The sequence below is a fragment of the Flavobacterium sp. N2820 genome (genome assembly GCF_025947285.1).
GTDB lineage: Bacteria > Bacteroidota > Bacteroidia > Flavobacteriales > Flavobacteriaceae > Flavobacterium.
Map to the genome: position 1 here is coordinate 2,375,465 of NZ_CP110008.1, position 19,018 is coordinate 2,394,482.

The following is a 19,018-nucleotide window of genomic DNA, read 5'->3' on the forward strand; positions in this document are numbered from 1 at the left end:
ACACATTATTTTATGAAATTTATAGAAACAAAACTTAAAGGATGTTTTATCCTGGAACCAAAAATAATAACAGATGAGCGTGGCTACTTCATGGAAAGTTTTAACGAAAAAACTTTTCAGGCAGGAATTGGACAAGAGGTAACTTTTGTTCAAGACAATCAATCGTTTTCAACTAAAGGTGTTTTGCGAGGTTTGCATTACCAATGTGGCGAGCATGCGCAAGCTAAGTTAGTACGCGTGCTTCATGGAGAAGTTTTAGATGTAGCAGTTGATTTACGACCAGAATCACCAACTTATGGTCAATATGAAGCGGTGGTATTATCAGCTGAAAACCAAACTCAATTTTTTGTACCCAGAGGTTTTGCACACGGATTTTTAGTATTGAGTTCTTCAGCAACTTTTTTTTATAAATGTGATAATTATTATAATAAAGAAAGCGAAGGGGGTTTAAAGTTTAACGATGAAACCCTAAATATCAATTGGAACGTTCCTTTTGAAGCATTAATTATTTCTGATAAAGACAAAGTATTGCCTAATTTAGAAAACGCTAAAAAAGTATGGTAATACTTGTAACAGGTGCCAACGGACAGTTAGGACAAGCCCTTCAATCTATTTCAGGAACCTATCTTGGAATAGATTTTGTGTTTTGTCCCTCTTCAGCATTAGATATTACAAGTTTAGAGCATTGTCAGTTGGTTTTTTCAACCTATCGACCAAGTTTTTGCATCAACGCAGCAGCTTATACAGCAGTAGATAAAGCAGAAAGCGAACCTGAAAAAGCCCATTTAATTAATGCTGTTGGAGCTGAAAATTTAGCAAAAGTATGTAAAGAAAATGACACTATTTTAATACATATTTCTACAGATTTTATTTTTGATGGCACTTTAAACAGGCCGTATTTAGAAACAGACCTTCCAAACCCAACAGGAGTTTATGGTTTAACAAAATTGCAAGGAGAACAAGCAATTCAAGCAAATTGGGAAAAGCATTATATCATTAGAACTTCATGGGTATATTCGCAATACGGGACGAATTTCTTAAAAACCATGTTGCGATTGGCTGCCGAAAGAGACCAACTTTCTGTTGTTTCTGATCAAATAGGCACACCAACAAACGCTATTGATTTAGCGGAAGCCTTAATTAAAATAGTAGACTATTATAATGCTGAACTTGTTTCAGCATCTAATTATGGGATTTACAATTTTAGCAACGAAGGCTATTGCTCGTGGTATGATTTTGCTAATGAAATATTTCTTCAAAAAGCAATTTCAATAGATTTAAAACCGATTCCAACGTTGGCCTACCCAACTCCGGCAAAAAGACCTGCGTATAGTGTTTTGGATAAATCCAAGATAAAGCACACCTTTAATATTGCAATTAAAGAGTGGCAGACTAGTTTGGCTGAATGTTTAAATCAACTGTAAGTTCATGAAAAAAATACTACTATTTTTTTGTTTTTGCTTCTTTTTTTCCTTTTCTCAAGAAAAAGCGGCTACTTATTTTGATGTCCAACTTTTTAGAGGAACTGTTTACAAACATTCAAACGATATTAGCCACTTAATTACAGGTCATCCGGATGGTTTTTTGATCAGTTACAATTGGAAAACATTTGGTAAAAAAGAATGGCAGCAAGTTTATAATTATCCTGATTATGGAGTTTCTTACCATTACTTAGATTTTAAAAATCAATATTTAGGGGTTAATCATGCTGTGGGTTTGCATTATAATTTTTATTTTTTCAAAAGGCATTTGATGTTTCGAATTTCTCAAGGAATAGGTCTTACTTCTTCGCCTTATGATAAAGTAACTAACAATAAAAACAATGCTTTTGGGACTAAAATAATGGATAATAATTATTTTTTATTACAATATAAAAAGGAAAATATTATTGAAAAAATTGGTTTACAAGCAGGTTTTATGCTCACTCATTTTTCTAATGGAAGATTTAAAGCACCAAATAAAGGAATTAATACCTTTACATTTAATGTGGGTTTAAATTATAATTTTGAGAAAGAGCAAGACTATATTGTAGATTCGTTGCCTTCAAAAACGTCATATAAAGAAAAAATAAAGTATAATTTAGCTTTTAGAACGGGAATATCAGAAGGGCCAGTTCCGCATTTGGGCCAACGTCAATTTTATCATATTGGTTTATATGCTGATAAACGAATAGGAAGAAAAAGTGCGTTACAATTGGGTACAGATGTTTTCTTTTCGCGTTATTTACAAGATTATATCAAATTTGTTTCGGTTGCATTTCCAGTAGGTCATGAATCGTATACTCATCCAGATACCGATTACAAGCGAGTTGGATTGTTTGTGGGGCACGAATTATTTATCAGTAAATTATCAATCGAAACACAAGTTGGCTATTATGTTTATAAGCCGTTTGATTATGAAATTGATTACTATCAAAGAGTTGGGATAAAATATTATCTTTATAAAAATTTATTCACAGGTGTAGGTTTAAAAACGCATGTAGGAAGAGCCGAAGCTATTGAAGCAACAGTAGGAATACGATTCTAGTATGAGAAAAATTATTTTATATATAATTCCAGTATGTTTCCTAATTTTGGCAACAAGTTGTGGTATTTCTGAAGACTGTTTTAAAGGAAACGGCAATCAAATTACAAGGACTTTTCCATTAGACAGTTTTAGCACAATAAAAGTTTATGATGGTGTTGGATTAGTGGTTAAAGAAGGTCCAAATTATGAAGTAAAAATAACTACATCAGACCATATTATTGATGATTTAGATATTAAACGCAACGGAAAAATGTTGATTGTACAAGACCATTCAACGTGTAATATTGCGCGCGATTATGGGCAAACTACTGTGTTTGTAACCATTCCAGACGGAACGATTTTACCATTAATTCAAGAATTAGAATTGCATTGTAAAACCGAACAAAAAATACGATCAGAAGGCGTATTACATTCCCCGATTATTCGTTTATTTTCTATTGGAGACGATGGAGATGGTGCTGGAACCGGAGATTTTCATTTGGCTATTGATAACGGACAATTTGTAGTTGAAAGTAATAATGTTTCTAATTTTTATATTAACGGTCATTGTAATGAAATGTTATTAAATTTTTATTTTGGTAACGGGCGTTTTTATGGAGAAAATTTACAAGTTGAAAATATAAAAGTATATCATAGAGGGTCAAACGATATGATGGTTTATCCTGTTCAAAAAATAGAAGGAACTATTTTTGCAACGGGTAACGTTGTTTTAGAAAACGTGCCGCCAATTATAGATGTGGAAGAAGTATTTAGAGGAAGAGTAATTTATTAGATTTTGTTTTTACATTAAAAAAATTCAAAAATGAGTAATTTTAAAGAAATAGATATTTCAATTGTAGTTCCACTGTATAACGAAGAGGATGTTTTTGATAAACTGATTCAACGTTTAACATCCGTAATTAACACAACTAATTTTTCTTGTGAAGTAATTTTGGTTAACGACGGAAGTAGTGATACAACAGACGTATTAATCCAAAAAGTTTGCAAAGAAGATACTCGATTTACAGGAGTATTATTATCCAGAAACCACGGACATCAATTAGCCGTTACAGCAGGATTACATTATGTAAGAGGAAAAAAAGGTACTATGATTATTGATGGAGACTTACAAGACCCACCCGAGTTAGTTAATCAATTTTATGATTTATTAAAAAGTGGTTATGATGTAATTTATGCCGTTAGAAGAAATCGGAAGGAAAGTTTCATAAAAAAAATGGCTTATTCAAGTTATTACAGATTACAAAAAAAAGTTTCAAATTTTAATATTCCTATAGATAGTGGAGATTTCTCGATGTTGAGCCGAAGAGTTGTAGATGCAATTAATAGTATGCCTGAGCAAAGTAGATATTTAAGAGGCATGAGAGCATGGGTTGGCTACAAACAAATAGCATACGAATACGATAGAGATGAACGACACGCAGGTGAAACCAAATACAGTTGGTCAAAATTGTTTGAATTAGCATTTAATGGCATTTTTAACTTTAGTGATTTTCCAGTAAAAATTATTACAAGACTTGGTTTTTTAACGGTTATTTTTTCATTGATTTATTTTGGATATAATATCTATAGAAAAATTTATTATAATGATGTTCCTCAAGGATTTAGCGCAACAATATTAGCAATTATACTTTTTTCGGGTGTACAGTTAATATCGTTAGGGTTAATTGGAGAATATGTTTTAAGAATTTATAATCAAGTTAGAAATAGACCTCTTTTTATAGTTGATTTAGTTATTCAAGAAGGAAAAGAAATTAATAAATAAAGAATGCAGCACGATTATTATAAAGAATACTATGAACTTGAAAGAAATCATTGGTGGTTTGTTGCAAGAGAGGGAATATTAACTAATTATATTCATCAGTTAATTAAGCAAGGAAAACTACCTTCCACAGATTTAAAAATACTTAACGTAGGTTGTGGTCCAGGAAGAAGTTCTGAATATTTATCTAAGTTTGGCAAAGTTACTTCAATAGAATATGATAAATTCTGTTGTGAATTTGCTTCTGAAAAAACAGGATTAGAAATTATCAATGGTTCAATTACAGAATTATCTTTTAGTGATAATTCTTTTGATTTAGTATGTGCTTTTGATGTTATTGAACATGTTGAAGATGATCAATTAGCAGTTAATGAGTTAAAACGAGTAACAAAGAAAGACGCTCTGGTATTAATAACCGTTCCCGCTTTTATGAGCTTGTGGAGTCATCATGATGTTATTAATCATCATTACAAAAGATATAAAATCAATGAAATAAATCAACTTTTTGATTCAGATAATAATGGAAATAAAGTATTTGACACTTATTTTAATTCACTACTCTTTTTGCCTATTTATTTTTTTAGAAAAGTTAGTAATTTATTAAAATTAGGTCAAAAAAGAAAAGGCTCTGGAAGTGATTTTGAGGCTTTTAAGCCAGGTGTTTTAAATACTATTCTTTATAAAATTATGTATTTTGAGAGTGGTATAATTAATAAAAAAATTAAATTCCCTTTTGGGGTATCTATTTTGTATAATTGGAAAAAAAATTAGAATATGAATTTGATTAATACACTAAAAAATAATAAATGGCTCGTAATAATTTTAGTAGTTTCGGCATTTTTAAGAATCTTCAAATTAGATTTTCAAAGTGTTTGGCTAGATGAAATTCATTCGTTAAGTGAAGCAAACCCTAATTTTTCATTTTCAGAGCTTTATAGTTCTTTGTTAACAGCAGAGCCACATCCACCTTTATATTTTGTTCTAGTTCAGCTTTTTTTCAAAATATTTGGCTACACAAGTTTTGTCTTGAGATTTTTTTCTTTTTTAGTTGGATTGGGAGGATTAATTACGCTTTATTTTCTAGCTAAAGAGCTATATAACAAAAAAGCGGCTATTTATTCAGTAGTTTTTTTAGGAATAAATAGTTATCATATTTATTATTCTCAAGAAGGTAGAATGTATGCGTTATTGTTTTTTACAACAACATTATCATTCTTTTTTTTAGCTAAGTTTTTAAAAGAAAGAAACTTAAAATGGGCTTTGTGGCTAGGTTTTTCTGCTGGATTAATGATAAACAGTCACTTTTTCGGACTATTAACTTTACTTTCAATTTATTTTATTCTATTAGGCTTTTTTATAGTTTGTAATAAGGAGCAAATGAAATCTTTTTTTAAGTTTTCTTTTCTCTCCCTATTTATTACTTCAATCATGTTTCTCCCTTCATTAAAACTACTTAAAAAGTCAAGTGAAATAAAAGAAATCTGGATTCCTAAGCCTACTTCAGATGCTTACACAATTATTTTTAAAGAGTTTTTTGGAAATTCAGAAATACTATTATTGATTATTACTTCTTTACTTTTTATCTATGTATTAGGTTTAGTTAAACAAAATAAATCATCAATTAGCTTAGAATCTATTACATCAAATAAAAATATTTTTAGTTTTTTAATATTAATTCCATGGATTGTTATAGTTATCCTTATTGCTTTAATTAGGTCTCATTTGTCTTTACCTATGATAATTAGTAGATACTTTATAGGATTAATTCCGCCCATCATCATTATGATGTCTGTTGGACTTTTAAGCTTTAAAAATGAAATAGTAAGAAAAGGTATTTTGATTTTATTTATAATAATATCATTATCAGATCTTTTCTTTGTTAAAGATTATTACAATAAAGTAACTAAAACTCAATTTCGTGAAGCTTCAAATTTTATTATTCAAAACAGTAAAAAAACAGAGCCTATAGTATCTAGTTTGAGTCCTTATTTTGTTTATTTTTTACAAAATGATAAGATTCAACACGAAATAATAGGAAACTCTTTAGAAGCTTATTTGTTAGAAATGAGTCAGAATCCGGCAAAGATAAAACCTTTTTGGTATGTAGATGCCCACGGAAGACCTTATTCAGTTTCTGAAGGAATGCAGGATTTTCTAAACAAAAATTTCTATGTTGAAAATAATTTTGAAGCTCATGATGCTTGGGTTAAACATTTTATTCTATTAAAAGATGCACCTTTAACTTTAGATGTGAGTAAGTATGGTAAATTAAAGCAGACAAATGGAGATAATTTTACAATTAATATTGAAATATTCGAGAACGTTGATAATAAAGTTAAGATTTCTGGTTGGGCGTGTTTTCCTGAGCAAGATGCGATTGACACACAAATCAGTTTGGTTGTTATAAAGCCTGATAATACAGTAATTAGAGTTCAAACAGAAAAAATATTTAGAAATGATGTGACAAAATTTAATGGTAAATTTAATATGGATAATTCTGGTTTTTCATCTCAAATAGACTTTTCAAGTTTTGAAAAAGGTAAATATATAATAGGTGCTTTTTTAACAAATAAGAAAACAGGAAAGGAAGGATTGATAATGACAGATAAAATAATTGAAAATTAAATCATAATTAATATATTTGCACAAAATAAAAAAACAATATGAGAACAATAGTTTTTACAATTTTAGTTTTAAGCTTATCTTTTGTTTCATGTGAAAATAAAAAAACAGAGGAAAACAGTACTACTCCCGAATCTGTTGTAAGTAAAGATTCACCTTTTACAGTTAAAATAAATGCTTTGATTTTGAAGGATGATATTTTTAACATTTATTACAATGAAGATGGCAAAGATGTTTATTTACCTGAACAAGTTGTAATTATTGAAACAAAGGGGAATAATACTGCGCAAGACATCGTTTTTGAATTACCAAAAGATGTTATGCCAATGAATTTGAGATTTGATTTAGGATCAAACAAAGATCAGAAGAGTATTAAAATCAACAGTTTTCAAATGGATTACATGGGAAAATCATTTGCAACAAAGAACGGCGGTGAATTTATTAAATATTTTTCTCCAAATCCACAAATTGTATTTGACGCCGCAACTTCTTCAGCAAATATTGTAATTGATGAAACTGTTATGTACGACCCTATCTTTTTTGCAACACCTGATTTAAAGAAAGAGATTGAGAATTTATACAAGAAATAATTTTGGAATTATAAAAAAATAAGGAGCTAATTTTAGCTCCTTATTTTTTTATAATCTGTTTCATATAACATTTTAGTAGTGAAAAATAGAAATCAAAATAATTCACTAAAGCAGAATTGTATCCATATTTAAGTTTGACAATTAGCGCTTCTTTAAGTGCCTTATAAATTTGGTTACTAACACCTCCATTTTGCATTTTAGCTGTGATGCTTTCAAAAAAAGTGGGTTGAATATAATCTTTACAACGGATATAGAAATCCAAATCGCCTACAATTTTATATGCTGTACTGAAGTTTCCTACTTTTTCAAATAATATTCTTTTATGAAAGGATCCCACTTGCGCAATATTCATATTTCTAACTACATCTTCCCATTTAAATGGTTTCCCAATTACTCTTATGAACTGATGTTTTTCATCAATAATTTCAACTTTTGATGAGATATAATTGGTTTTACCATCGCTTTTATTTATCTCGTTTGAATAATTAATTAGAGCATCTTTAATATACATATCATCCGATCCCAAAAAACTAATCCATTGACCTGAACTTAATTGAATTCCTTTGTTCCAGGCATCGTAAATTCCATTGTCTTTTTCAGAGATAAATTTATAATCGACTCCTTTTTCCTTAAATTTTGGTTGAAATGATTTTATAATTTCTGTGGTGCCATCAGATGAATTACCGTCTATGATTATGTATTCAAAATCTTTAAAATCAAGATTTAGAACCGATGTTATGGTATCGGAAATTGTTTTTTCACTATTGTAAGAAGCGGTAATAATGCTGAAAAAAGGTAAAGTAGTACTCATTTATTTTTTGTAAATAATTGTGTTGCTTTTTGATATATATTTTTTAAATGTTTGTTTTTTAAAAAAGAAAATACAAACCACACAAGGCATATAACAAAAATACAGATAAATAAATAATTTAGCTTAGAATCAAACCAACTAATTATACTATAATAACCAAAAATGCTTGTCAATGAAGCTAAAAAGATAAACCATAGGTCATGTAACGAAAGCAAACTTTTCAATGAAATATGATTTTTTTGATGGTATGAAAAAAGAACCAGTAATGAACCAATAAGAAAAGCGATATTCCAACCAACTACTACACCATAACCGTTAAATTCTATACCTAAAAAGTAGCTTAAAATGGGGTTTAATAGTGTTATAGCAATGTATGAATAAATCAACCAATTCAATTTGCCTTCGCCTAAGTAACTAAAATAAGCCGGATTACTACAGATGTTGACAAATGCTACAATGCTGTTTAAAACTACGGCAAACAAGAAAAAAGGCACAATTTTTCCAATCCAAAAGAAAGATATTATAGGAGCAGTAATAATAATTCCGGTAATCAAAACAATATCAAATAACAGCACTATTGAAAATGTTTTAATATACAGTTCTTTTACATACGTTTCTTTTGTTTCTTTAGCTTCTGCCACTACAGGAATAATTACTTGATTGGCACTCACAATTAAACTTCTCAATTGCGTTACTAATCGACTCGCCATTTCATAGTAACCTACCATTGCTAACCCACCATATTTACTCAATAAGGCTTTTGTAATAGGTTCAAATGACATTTGCATAAATGATAAGGCTTGCATTTTTATGCCATAATTAATAATTTCTTTAAATAAAGATTTTGACCAATTCCATTGTAATGTAAAAATGCTTTTTATGGATTTTGATAAATAGTAAATCGAGGCAACTAAAACAATGATGGCTTGAAATATTTGCGCAAAAATCAATCCTTTTAAGCCGAATTTTGGGGTTAACAATACACTCAATGCAAACAATACAATGGATGAAAAACTTACAATATAACTCTTAATGTAGTTTTTTTGAATTCCATCTAAACAACTACTAATTACACCACCCAATGCATTAATTATTAAACTAAGTAGTGAAAAAGGAAGTATTTCTAATGCAATTGGAAGGTATTTAGCTTCTATAAAATGAGGCAACACATATGTTCCAGCAATTAAAATAACCACTGAAATAATAGAATAGGTGCCAATTATGAAAACAGCTGCTGTAAAAATGAGTTTTCTTAAACGATCAAAATCATTTCTTGCATAATAGGTGGCTACAAACTTTATAATGCTGGTACTTATACCAAAATTAGCAATCAATGCTAAAGAAGTAGACGCGATAATTAATGACCAAACGCCTAATAATTCGATTCCTAAAGTAACTAATAAATAACGATACAAAACCAAATAAACAATTCCCACAATTAGCACTTGTCCAATAGCAGCAATTGAATTAAAAAAGAGTTTTGATTTTTGCAAGGTTTTTTATTTAAAATTGAGGATAAAATTTTCAATTTGAGTAACTCTATTGTCCCAGTTATGAAAGCTTTTTATGGTTTCATAATTTTTTTCGATGAGTGGGATATAAGTATCAAAGTTACTTAAAATAGCTTCAATTTGTGCTATTGGGTTGTTGTCGTCTATTTCAATAATGGGATTATAATCAAACAAATGCACCATATCGTGTGGAATTTTCCCCAATAGTAAGCATTTGGAAGCCATCGATTGTAAATAACGATTGGTAATGGTAGAAATTTTCCCGGTTCTTTCGGGATGTGTAATATCGGAAGGCACGCAGATGGAAATTTTAGAATTTGCTAAACCAAATAAAAAATCTTCACGTGTTGGAAAAATGATTTCACCTGCCTTTTTTTCGTATTGATATACTATATCTTTTTCAATAGTCTTAATTTTTTCGTGGTATTCATTCCATTTTCTGCCTAATTGCAACACATCTGTTGTTCTTTCTTGGTAAGGTATAAACTGATATTGATCTACATCAATTCCTTCTGGAATCCAATGCGATTGAAAATTAGGAATGTTTAACGTATTGAAATAATCAGCAGATTGTTTACTTGCTGTAAAAACCATATTGATTTTATAAGCTCTAATTGTTTTTTCAATCTCATCAAACAGAGGTTCCCAGGCATCGTACATCCAAAGGACTTTTAAATCGGCTTTGAAATGAAAAAAAGGAAAAAATTTTTCTTTTTGATAACCAATTACCACATAGTTTTTATGTTTTCTGATTGGAAGTTGAATTGGCGGAATAAATTTTAGGAGTTGACGAAGCACTCGCGCTTGAATGCTTCCCACTCCTGTTTTTATTTCCCAATGGGGTTTATTTAGTATTCTGTCTTCAAATTCATAATATAAATCCATAGAAACATGGTGATTAAAATTGGTTTTGACCAAAGTAAATTGTTTCATGGATTTTAAAATTTAATTACAATGAAGTTAAAACACGGTGTAAATGCTTAATTTCTTCCGTTAAGTCAATTTGGTGATTACCTACAAAGAAACCATTTTTGTCTAAATATTGTGCATTTTTCATTTCGCCAAAAATTTCACAATCGAAGTATTTCAATACTTCATTTTTAGTGAAATCGCCTGTAACGATTGGACGACAATCGATGTGATTTTCTTCTAATGCTTTTACAATATCTGAACGGTTTAGTTTAGATTCGGGTTTAATGATAAAGCTAAATCCAAACCAACTGCTGTTGTCAATATCTTTTTGAATGTAAAAATCTTTGTTATCTTTAAATAAAGAAACAAACAATTCCGCATTTTTTCTTCTTTGGTCTAAAAAAGAAGGTAATTTTTTCAATTGTTCTACACCAATTACGCCACTCATTTCAACAGGGCGCACATTATATCCAGGCAATAAAAAGCGGAATGATTCTTCAAACCAATTATCACTTTTGTTAGAAATTTTATTTTCTTTAGGCAAATGGCGTGTCCATCCGTGTGCTCTTAAACATACCATAACATGATACATTTCTTCATCATCAGTTACAATTAATCCGCCTTCCATAGTCGCCATATGGTGTGAGAAGAAAGTCGAAAATGTGCCTACTAAGCCAAAAGTTCCTGTTTGTTTTCCTTTAAATTCAGCGCCCATGGATTCGCAATTATCTTCCATTAAGATAATGTTTCTTGTACCAATGATTTCGTTGATTGCATCAAAATTATTTGGGTTTCCCAAAAGGTTTACGGCCAAAATCATTTTAGTGTTCTCAGTAACGGCTGATTTCAATTGTTCTAAATCAAAATTTAGTGTGTGTAAATCAACATCCACAAATTTTAATTTTAAACCATATTGATACAAAGGATAATAAGTGGTTGACCAAGAAACGGCAGGTACAATTACTTCATCACCTCTTTTTAATTTTGGATTTTTAGTATAAAACATAGCTGCCACTGCAATTAGATTTGCCGATGAGCCAGAGTTTACCATAACTGCGTATTTTGAATTGACAAATTTTGCAAAATCGTCTTCAAATTGTTTTACGCCTTCGCCCATGGTGTACATATCTTTTGCGATAACACCATTGATGGCTTCTATTTCTTTTTCATCCCAAGTTGAGGATGCTAATGGATATTTAATCATGTAAAACCGATGTTTTAAAGTATTCAACTGTTTTTTTAATTCCGTCTTCTAGTGAGGTTTGATGGTGCCAACCAAATTGTTTTAGTTTTTCATCATCAATTAATTTTTGTTTCATTCCAATTGGTTTTGACAAATCGTGAACAAATTTTCCTTCAAATCCAATTACGTTGGCAATGGTTTGATAATATTCGTTAATGGTGTAATCAAATCCTAATCCCACATTTATATTTTGTGGCATTTGGTCAAATTTTTCAATCGCATAAAACACAAAGTCAGCCAAATCGCCCGTGTACATAAATTCTCTTCGGGCTAAACCATCACCCCAAATATCAATTTCATTCGCCTTATTTTGTTTGGCTTCATAAATTTTTTTAATCACAGCCGGCACCATATGTGAATGTTCTGGCGAAAACTTATCATATTTTCCATATAAATTACATGGAATAACGGTTTTGTATTGTAGTTTTGGATTTTCTTTTACAATGTATTCACACAAACGCGTGGCAACTACTTTTGCAATAGCATATCCTTCATTTGTAGGTTCTAATTCGCCTTTTAAGATTAATTCTTCTTGCAAGGGATTTTGTGCTTCTCTTGGATACATACACGAGCTGGCCATGTTCATCAAGGCTTTAACGCCATTTTCTTTTGCAGCCATGATGATGTTTCTTCCCATGTCTAAGTTATAGACCAAAAAATCTACTGGTCTTGCCATATTGGCTTGAATGCCACCAACTAATCCAGCAGAATGAATAATAAAATCGGGTTGGTGTTTTTTTAAATATGCATCAACGATTTTATAATCACGCAAATTCAATTCAGTACTTGAAGGCGATAATAAGACATGTTGAATTGCTTTTGGATGTTCCAAAATGTTTTTTCCCACCATGCCGTTGCCACCAGTTACAAGAATTTTCATATCTGTAGAATTTTATTTTTAGGGGTCATAAATGTTATCGCTTTTAGGTTTATTGCTATTTGCGCAAATTTGATTTTAATTGCGATTTCATAAAAAAAGGTTTGTTTATTCGTATTTTTTTAATGAATCTCTATCTTTAAAACGAACCACATAGTTTAAATCATGTTGCATCATAATTTTTACAAGTTGTTCAATAGATGTTCTGCTAGGATTCCATCCCAATTGTGTTTTTGCTTTTGTAGGGTCACCCAATAAACTTTCTACTTCAGCAGGTCTATAGTAATTAGGGTCTACTTCGATGATTACTTTTCCAGTAGCTTTACAAATTCCTCTTTCGTTTTCATTTTCTCCTTGCCATTCTATTTCAATACCAGCTTCTTTGAATGCTAATTCACAAAAGTAACGTACAGAATATTGAATACCGGTAGCAATTACATAGTCTTCAGGTTGTTCTTGTTGGAGCATTAACCACATGCATTCCACATAATCTTTTGCATAGCCCCAATCACGAAGCGCATCAAGATTTCCTAAGTATAGTTTTTCTTGAATACCGTGTTTAATTCTAGAGGCAGAAAGTGTAATTTTTCGGGTCACAAAAGTTTCGCCTCTACGTTCAGATTCGTGATTGAATAAAATGCCGTTAACCGCAAAAATTCCATACGATTCTCTATAGTTTTTGGTAATCCAAAACGCATATATTTTAGCCACCCCATATGGAGAGCGAGGATAAAAAGGAGTAGTTTCTTTTTGGGGAACTTCTTGTACTTTGCCGTATAACTCTGAAGTAGAGGCTTGGTAAATTTTAGTTTTATGAGTTAACCCGCATATTCGAATTGCTTCTAACAAACGTAGGGTTCCTACCGCATCAGTTTCTGCGGTATATTCGGGCATATCAAACGACACTTTGACGTGTGACTGAGCGGCCAGATTATACACTTCATCAGGTTGAATTTCTTGAACCAATCGGATTAAACTCGTTGAATCAGTCATATCACCATAATGAAGGTGAATTTTTTTATCTTTATGTAAATCTTGAATTAAAGATTCTATATATAGATGTTCAATACGCTCTGTGTTAAAAGTAGAACTCCTTCTAATGATCCCGTGAACTTCATATCCTTTTTCTAATAATAATTCGGCTAAGTACGAACCATCTTGACCATTAATTCCAGTGATTAACGCTTTTTTCATTGCAGGTAAAAAATTTAATAGTTACAAATATATACCTTAAAAAGTAAATGTATAATTTTTAGCAATATATTTTATTTAATTGAGTTATATTTGAAAGTTAAAAAATGATGTTTTGATTCCAAAAAAATATATCCCAATAACTCTTTTTATAGTTGTTTTATTGTGCGAAATTTATTTGCCTTCTTATAAAATAAATTTTGCTTTGCAGTTTTTGTTTTTAATCGGGATATTGTTAACCACAAAATGTAAAATTTCCAAACCAACGCTTTTAATAATTGCACCTTTAGTACTTATTTTTATAATTGGGTTACTAGGTTTTTTTTATGAGAAGCACGATTTAAGCTTTATAATTAAAGACATTACTTATTTTTTAAAGCCAATTAATGGTATTTTATTAAGTTATTTTCTTTTTAGAAAAGGGTTCGATTTAGTAATATTTTTGAAGACCATCCTTTTTGTGGGTTGTTTAACAGCCTTTATTCATTTGTTTGGCATTTTTATTTTAGGCGATTTTGCAAACAATTCGATTCATAAGCTTAGAGGTGATTTTGGATTGGATAATTTTATTGAAATTTTTGCTTTTTATATTTTGTTGTTTTCCAAAAAACACATGAATGAGTGGTTAATTAGAAAAAAAGTATTTCGTTTTCTTGTTTTATTTTTTCTACTGATATCCATTTATCTTTATTTTTCTAGGACAATGTTGGTAGTGTTTTTTGTAATGGGATTTTCTTTATTAGGCTATGCAAAAATTACAGTTAAAACTTTAAAGTTTATAGGGATAGCTGTAGTTTCTATTTTGGTACTATATGCTTATTTATTTTCTGTTAAATTAGACAGAAACGCCAAAGGTGCTGAGGCATTTTTATATAAAATTAAAATTGCTCCAGAAGAAATTTTCAAGTCAAAAATCGACAGAAATAATCATAAAGAATTATGGGATCATTGGCGAGGATATGAGGCAAAAAGAGCCATTTATCTTATGGAAGAAAATCCGACAAGTTATTTTATAGGAACAGGTTTCGGCTCTTTAGTGAATTTAAAATTTCAAGCACCTGTTGGAGGAGAGGGAGGAATGAAATACATTTCTAGATTACATAATGGTTACATCTTTGTTTTATACAAAACAGGGATTCTAGGATTGTTGTTGTATTTTGTATTTTTGACCAGTCTGTATATGAAAATTTACAGATTTAATACAAATAATTCGAATCAAATATTAGTCAATAGATTAATTTCTTCAATTGGATTGTTTTATATTTTCACAACCTTAATTATCAGTGGAATCTATATTCCAAGAGATGCTGTAGTTTTTGTTCTTGGAGGTTTGTTGAGTTTTAATACTTTAAAGTCTAATACAAAAATGTAATTGTGAACTAATGAAAAATATTCTTTTTATTCACCAATCAGCCGAAATGTATGGTTCAGATAAAACTTTATTGTTATTAATTAGGCATATAAATAGGGAGCGATTTTGCCCTGTAGTTATTTTACCAAACGAAGGACCATTAAAAAAAGCATTAGAACTAGAAAACATTGAGGTATATATTGCGCCTGTTATAAAGTTACATAGAAAAATGTTTACTCCAAAAAACATGGTGTCTTTATTAAAGCAAATTAAACAAGCTTTTAGAATTGTAAATAAAATAAATGAAAACTATAATTTCGAAATAGTATATTCTAATACCCTTGCCGTTTTATTGGGTTATCTATTTGCAAAAAAAAACAGAATAAAACATGTTTGGCATGTTCATGAGATAATAGAATCACCTAAAATAGTTGCAAAAACATTTCGTTTTTTATTACATACTAAAAGCAATTTCTTTACAATATACAATTCTAACGCGACTGCTGATTTTTGGAAGTCTTCAAGTCGAAAAAATATTGACTATGAGGTTGTTACAAATGGCCTAGAAGTTCCATCATCTCCGCTTTTGGTTAATGAAATTGTATCCATTAGAAAAGAAATATTTGACGTTAATAATGAAATTGTAATAGGTCTAGTAGGTAGAATAAATAAATGGAAAGGTCAATTTATATTATTAGAAGCATTTAGTAAATTGATAAAAAAGTATCCAGATTTAAGATTAATTTTTGTGGGTTCTACAACAGAAAATCAATCCTATATATTAAAAGAACTGACCGCTAAAATTGATGCTTTTCAAATTGTAAATCAAGTAAAAATAGTTCCATTTCAACCTGATATTAATAAGATTTGGTCTGCAATTGATATTGCTATCGTGCCATCAGTAGAACCAGAACCATTTGGTTTAGTAGCTGTAGAGGCTATGTTAGCAAAAAAACCTGTAATAGCATCAAATCATGGAGGCTTAACAGAAATAGTTATACATGAACATACTGGTTTTTTGGTTCAACCAAATAATGTTACTGATTTAGTTAACGCAATAGAAACATTAGTTAATGATGAGGCAAAGAGATTAGAAATGGGCGAAAAGGGCTATGTTCGTGCAGTAGAAGAGTTTTCTATTTATAAATATGTTTCAAATATTGAAAAAATTTTAGCCTAATGTTATTTTTGACATTAAAATATCTTTAAAAGTTTATATTTGTCTTTGTTAAAGAAAACCAAATGAAAATTGGAATTTTAGGAACGCGAGGAATCCCTAACCATTATGGGGGTTTTGAGCAATTTGCAGAATTTTTTGCTACATATGCCGCAAAACAAGGGCACGAGGTGTTTGTATACAATTCGCATAGTCATCCATACAAAGAAAAAGAATTTAAAGGAGTACATATTGTGCATTGCTACGATCCAGAAAACAAAATCGGAACCGTTGGGCAGTTTATATATGATTTGAATTGCATTAGAGATGCCAGAAAAAGAGGGTTTGACATCATTCTTCAACTAGGTTACACAAGTAGTTCGGTATGGTTTTCTTTACATCCCAAAAACGCTATTGTAATTACAAATATGGATGGTTTAGAGTGGAAACGCACTAAATATTCTAAAAAAGTTCAAAAAGCACTTCAAATAGCAGAACGATTAGCGGTTAAAAAAAGTGATTTTTTAATTGCAGATTCTATAGGTATTCAAAAATATTTAAAAGAAAAATACAATACAAACAGCACCTATATTGCTTATGGTGCCTATAATTTTAATAATCCGAATCCTGAAATTTTGGAAAAATATCAAGTTGAAAAGGAAAAATTCAACATGATATTAGCGCGTTTTGAGCCTGAAAATAATTTAGATATGGTATTAGAAGGTGTTACCATGGCTGAGGATAAAACACCAATTTTAGTAATCGGAAATCACAGCACTAAGTATGGAACGTATTTAAAGGATAAGTATAAAAGCTTTTCAAATATTCGATTTTTAGGAGCGGTTTACAATTTAGATTATTTAAATAATTTGCGTTATTTTTCTAATCTTTATTTTCACGGACACACCGTTGGAGGCACGAATCCATCATTGTTAGAGGCCATGGCATCTAAAGCTTTAATTGCGGCTCATAATAATGATTTTAACAAAGGAGTTCTTAAAGAAAATGCCTATTATTTTACCTCTGCAGAAGAGGTTAAAAAAATCTTAAATTCAATCAAAAAAAGTAATAACTTGCAAATCGTAGAAAATAACTATGCTGCAATAACTACAACTTTTAATTGGGAGAAAATAAATGAACAATATTTACAACTTTTTAAGCAATGTTTGGAAGGAGCTTCTAGAAGAAAATAAGCAAAATAAGGCGTTTATTCCTTTTTTATTATTATTGATTACTTTGCCAATTTCTATGGCGATTAACAATATTTTATTAGGTGTTTTTTTTATTACTTCTCTTTTATACTGCAGAAAGAAGCCCTTTTTTTTAACGGCAACGCTACTTATACCCATACTTTTATTTATATGGATGAGTGCGTCTTATTTTTGGACGATTGACTTAAAAAGAACGGGTAGTGCAATACCAAAAGAGATTGCCTTATTGTTAATTCCGCTTTCATTTGCTTTCATTCCCTCTTTTACTAAAAATCAAAAAGATAAAATACTACAACTATACAGTTATACAATGTTAGTTTATGTATTGTTTTTTCTAATTCGGGCTTTTATTCGATTTTTGATTGCGAAGGATACCAGTGTTTTCTTTTATCATGGACCAGATAATGATACCGATACTGGTTTAGTGCCAAGATTGTTAAATGCTATTCATTTTTCAGTGTATGTAGCGATTGCTTTCTTTTACTTTTTTATCAAAGAGCACAAAACAAAAATCGAACTGATAATTTCAGTTTTTCTTTTCGTGTTTGTTATTTTATTATCTTCAAAAAACATTATTTTAATAGTTGTTTTATTGCTCTTAATACAAGTTTTTTTCTACTCTAAAGTTGCAAACAGACTTCGATTAAGAAATTTAACAATTATGTTGCTTTTATTAGGCTTAGTCGTTTCTTTTGGAAAAATAAAAGAACGTTTTTTAGTTGAATTTAGAACCAATACCGATAAAAGCATTTCACATAATGTTGCTTTAAATAAAGAAAAAGGAATAAACAACATAAGCATTGCAGATGCTTGGACGAAAGATACATTTCATCCTTCAGATTATTTTCCAGGAACGGCTTTTCGGGTATATCAATTTAGAATGTTTACAGAATTTTTAAATGAAGAACCAATATTTTGGACGGGTTTTGGATTAAATGCATCTCTAAGCAAATTATTAGAAAAAGAAAAGCAATATAATTTATATCCCGGTTACGGCACGTTTAATTTTCATAACCAATATGTGCAAAATTTCGCTGAACTTGGCGCAATAGGGTTTTTATTATTAATTGTTATTTTGTACATGAACACAAAAAAAGCATTTATGACAAAAGATTTTATACATATTGCTTTTGCAGTCTTAATGTTAAGCTTATTTTTGACAGAATCTTTTCTGTGGAGACAAAGAGGCGTATTGTTTTTTATGCTATTATACTGTTTGTTTAATGGGGAAAAGGTTTTAAAATTAGAAAAAAAATAA

General features: G+C 30.0%; 18 protein-coding genes. 12 read left to right on the top strand and 6 right to left on the bottom strand.

The features are described from left to right. The first annotated feature begins 12 nt into the window (after positions 1-12). Genes rfbC through OLM52_RS11190 form a run of 8 tightly spaced genes read left to right on the top strand, consistent with a single transcriptional unit; the run spans position 13 to position 7,497 of the window. Positions 13-564: a dTDP-4-dehydrorhamnose 3,5-epimerase gene (gene rfbC, locus OLM52_RS11155; protein WP_264548588.1), complete on the top strand. Its 552-nt coding sequence runs from the start codon at positions 13-15 to the stop codon at positions 562-564. Then, a complete protein-coding gene (gene rfbD / locus OLM52_RS11160; protein ID WP_264548589.1) occupies positions 558-1,424 on the top strand; it encodes a dTDP-4-dehydrorhamnose reductase in 867 nt (288 codons plus the stop codon). The genes rfbC and rfbD overlap by 7 nt, the downstream gene beginning before the upstream one ends. Before the next feature lie 4 nt (positions 1,425-1,428). Further along, positions 1,429-2,526: an acyloxyacyl hydrolase gene (locus tag OLM52_RS11165; protein WP_264548590.1), complete on the top strand. Its 1,098-nt coding sequence runs from the start codon at positions 1,429-1,431 to the stop codon at positions 2,524-2,526. Between the two features lies 1 nt (position 2,527). Continuing rightward, positions 2,528-3,298 (top strand): DUF2807 domain-containing protein, encoded by a 771-nt coding sequence (locus OLM52_RS11170; protein ID WP_264548591.1) that lies wholly within the window; start codon positions 2,528-2,530, stop codon positions 3,296-3,298. 30 nt (positions 3,299-3,328) lie between these two features. Then, complete coding sequence (locus tag OLM52_RS11175) at positions 3,329-4,288, top strand: glycosyltransferase family 2 protein (RefSeq protein WP_264548592.1); 960 nt, start codon at positions 3,329-3,331, stop codon at positions 4,286-4,288. Between the two features lie 3 nt (positions 4,289-4,291). Continuing rightward, positions 4,292-5,056, top strand: coding sequence for a class I SAM-dependent methyltransferase (locus tag OLM52_RS11180; RefSeq protein WP_264548593.1), 765 nt, complete (start codon positions 4,292-4,294; stop codon positions 5,054-5,056). 3 nt (positions 5,057-5,059) lie between these two features. Further along, entirely contained in the window at positions 5,060-6,910 is a 1,851-nt protein-coding gene (locus tag OLM52_RS11185) for a glycosyltransferase family 39 protein (protein ID WP_264548594.1), read from the top strand. A gap of 38 nt (positions 6,911-6,948) precedes the next feature. Then, a complete protein-coding gene (locus OLM52_RS11190) occupies positions 6,949-7,497 on the top strand; it encodes a hypothetical protein (protein WP_264548595.1) in 549 nt (182 codons plus the stop codon). Between the two features lie 40 nt (positions 7,498-7,537). Here the strand turns inward: OLM52_RS11190 and OLM52_RS11195 are convergent, their stop codons facing one another. The 6 genes from OLM52_RS11195 to gmd form a co-directional block, all read right to left on the bottom strand. Next, positions 7,538-8,308, bottom strand: a complete 771-nt coding sequence (locus OLM52_RS11195) for a glycosyltransferase family 2 protein (RefSeq protein WP_264548596.1) — start codon at positions 8,306-8,308, stop codon at positions 7,538-7,540. Then, complete coding sequence (locus tag OLM52_RS11200) at positions 8,305-9,801, bottom strand: polysaccharide biosynthesis C-terminal domain-containing protein (RefSeq protein WP_264548597.1); 1,497 nt, start codon at positions 9,799-9,801, stop codon at positions 8,305-8,307. Before OLM52_RS11200 ends, OLM52_RS11195 begins: the two co-directional genes overlap by 4 nt. A gap of 6 nt (positions 9,802-9,807) precedes the next feature. Beyond that, entirely contained in the window at positions 9,808-10,752 is a 945-nt protein-coding gene (locus tag OLM52_RS11205) for a hypothetical protein (RefSeq protein WP_264548598.1), read from the bottom strand. Positions 10,753-10,768: 16 nt separating this feature from the next. Then, positions 10,769-11,935 (bottom strand): DegT/DnrJ/EryC1/StrS family aminotransferase, encoded by a 1,167-nt coding sequence (locus OLM52_RS11210; RefSeq protein WP_264548599.1) that lies wholly within the window; start codon positions 11,933-11,935, stop codon positions 10,769-10,771. After that, a complete protein-coding gene (locus OLM52_RS11215) occupies positions 11,928-12,854 on the bottom strand; it encodes a GDP-L-fucose synthase family protein (protein WP_264548600.1) in 927 nt (308 codons plus the stop codon). Before OLM52_RS11215 ends, OLM52_RS11210 begins: the two co-directional genes overlap by 8 nt. 105 nt (positions 12,855-12,959) lie before the next feature. Next, on the bottom strand, positions 12,960-14,045 hold the full coding sequence (gene gmd, locus OLM52_RS11220) for a GDP-mannose 4,6-dehydratase (RefSeq protein ID WP_264548601.1): 1,086 nt from the start codon (positions 14,043-14,045) through the stop codon (positions 12,960-12,962). Positions 14,046-14,655: 610 nt separating this feature from the next. On the opposite strand from gmd, the gene OLM52_RS11225 reads away from it, so the two are divergent. The 4 genes from OLM52_RS11225 to OLM52_RS11240 all read left to right on the top strand — a co-directional run bounded on the left by OLM52_RS11225 (position 14,656) and on the right by OLM52_RS11240 (position 19,018). Beyond that, positions 14,656-15,414, top strand: a complete 759-nt coding sequence (locus OLM52_RS11225) for an O-antigen ligase family protein (RefSeq protein WP_264550543.1) — start codon at positions 14,656-14,658, stop codon at positions 15,412-15,414. 10 nt (positions 15,415-15,424) lie between these two features. Beyond that, complete coding sequence (locus tag OLM52_RS11230; RefSeq protein WP_264548602.1) at positions 15,425-16,573, top strand: glycosyltransferase family 4 protein; 1,149 nt, start codon at positions 15,425-15,427, stop codon at positions 16,571-16,573. 62 nt (positions 16,574-16,635) lie between these two features. Further along, on the top strand, positions 16,636-17,742 hold the full coding sequence (locus OLM52_RS11235; RefSeq protein ID WP_264548603.1) for a DUF1972 domain-containing protein: 1,107 nt from the start codon (positions 16,636-16,638) through the stop codon (positions 17,740-17,742). Then, positions 17,684-19,018: an O-antigen ligase family protein gene (locus tag OLM52_RS11240; protein ID WP_264548604.1), complete on the top strand. Its 1,335-nt coding sequence runs from the start codon at positions 17,684-17,686 to the stop codon at positions 19,016-19,018. Before OLM52_RS11235 ends, OLM52_RS11240 begins: the two co-directional genes overlap by 59 nt.

Excerpts from the sequence above, each read along its gene's own strand:
- OLM52_RS11195 (WP_264548596.1), bottom strand. The coding sequence starts at position 8,308 with ATGAGTACTACTTTACCTTTTTTCAGCATTATTACCGCTTCTTACAAT.
- OLM52_RS11240 (WP_264548604.1), top strand. The coding sequence starts at position 17,684 with ATGAACAATATTTACAACTTTTTAAGCAATGTTTGGAAGGAGCTTCTA.
- OLM52_RS11205 (WP_264548598.1), bottom strand. The coding sequence starts at position 10,752 with ATGAAACAATTTACTTTGGTCAAAACCAATTTTAATCACCATGTTTCT.
- OLM52_RS11175 (WP_264548592.1), top strand. The coding sequence starts at position 3,329 with ATGAGTAATTTTAAAGAAATAGATATTTCAATTGTAGTTCCACTGTAT.
- OLM52_RS11225 (WP_264550543.1), top strand. The coding sequence starts at position 14,656 with ATGAATGAGTGGTTAATTAGAAAAAAAGTATTTCGTTTTCTTGTTTTA.
- OLM52_RS11170 (WP_264548591.1), top strand. The coding sequence starts at position 2,528 with ATGAGAAAAATTATTTTATATATAATTCCAGTATGTTTCCTAATTTTG.
- OLM52_RS11190 (WP_264548595.1), top strand. The coding sequence starts at position 6,949 with ATGAGAACAATAGTTTTTACAATTTTAGTTTTAAGCTTATCTTTTGTT.
- OLM52_RS11235 (WP_264548603.1), top strand. The coding sequence starts at position 16,636 with ATGAAAATTGGAATTTTAGGAACGCGAGGAATCCCTAACCATTATGGG.
- OLM52_RS11215 (WP_264548600.1), bottom strand. The coding sequence starts at position 12,854 with ATGAAAATTCTTGTAACTGGTGGCAACGGCATGGTGGGAAAAAACATT.
- rfbC (WP_264548588.1), top strand. The coding sequence starts at position 13 with ATGAAATTTATAGAAACAAAACTTAAAGGATGTTTTATCCTGGAACCA.
- OLM52_RS11185 (WP_264548594.1), top strand. The coding sequence starts at position 5,060 with ATGAATTTGATTAATACACTAAAAAATAATAAATGGCTCGTAATAATT.
- rfbD (WP_264548589.1), top strand. The coding sequence starts at position 558 with ATGGTAATACTTGTAACAGGTGCCAACGGACAGTTAGGACAAGCCCTT.
- OLM52_RS11180 (WP_264548593.1), top strand. The coding sequence starts at position 4,292 with ATGCAGCACGATTATTATAAAGAATACTATGAACTTGAAAGAAATCAT.
- OLM52_RS11210 (WP_264548599.1), bottom strand. The coding sequence starts at position 11,935 with ATGATTAAATATCCATTAGCATCCTCAACTTGGGATGAAAAAGAAATA.
- OLM52_RS11165 (WP_264548590.1), top strand. The coding sequence starts at position 1,429 with ATGAAAAAAATACTACTATTTTTTTGTTTTTGCTTCTTTTTTTCCTTT.
- OLM52_RS11230 (WP_264548602.1), top strand. The coding sequence starts at position 15,425 with ATGAAAAATATTCTTTTTATTCACCAATCAGCCGAAATGTATGGTTCA.
- gmd (WP_264548601.1), bottom strand. The coding sequence starts at position 14,045 with ATGAAAAAAGCGTTAATCACTGGAATTAATGGTCAAGATGGTTCGTAC.